The sequence below is a fragment of the Virgibacillus sp. 7505 genome (assembly GCF_002272135.1).
Classification (GTDB): Bacteria; Bacillota; Bacilli; order Bacillales; family Amphibacillaceae; genus Terribacillus.
On the sequence record NZ_NPBF01000298.1, the window covers coordinates 1 to 238 of the forward strand.

General features: G+C 52.9%; 1 protein-coding gene. It reads left to right on the top strand.

The genetic code is table 11. The features are described 5' to 3' along the window. Positions 1–238, top strand: a 238-nt coding sequence (locus CHH91_RS19040; RefSeq protein WP_483372421.1) for a rhamnogalacturonan lyase family protein, incomplete at both ends; no start/stop codon positions are given.

A 238-nucleotide genomic window follows, 5' to 3' on the forward strand; every position in this document is an offset into this window, starting at 1 on the left:
GTGCTGCAACGATTGACGATGACGGGACGCTCCTGTATAGCTCGTTTGCTGAATTGCCTCCCGAAAGTGCAGCTCCAGGTGAAATGGCACGATTAGGCCATGGCGATGCCCTTCATGTTGCCGATATTGATCCAGACAGGCCAGGGTTGGAATCATTTATGGTTTTTGAAGGGGCCCAGTATGCGCCGTATGGTTTCGCTTTACGCGATGCGCGTACAGGCGATGTCCTTTACGGAGA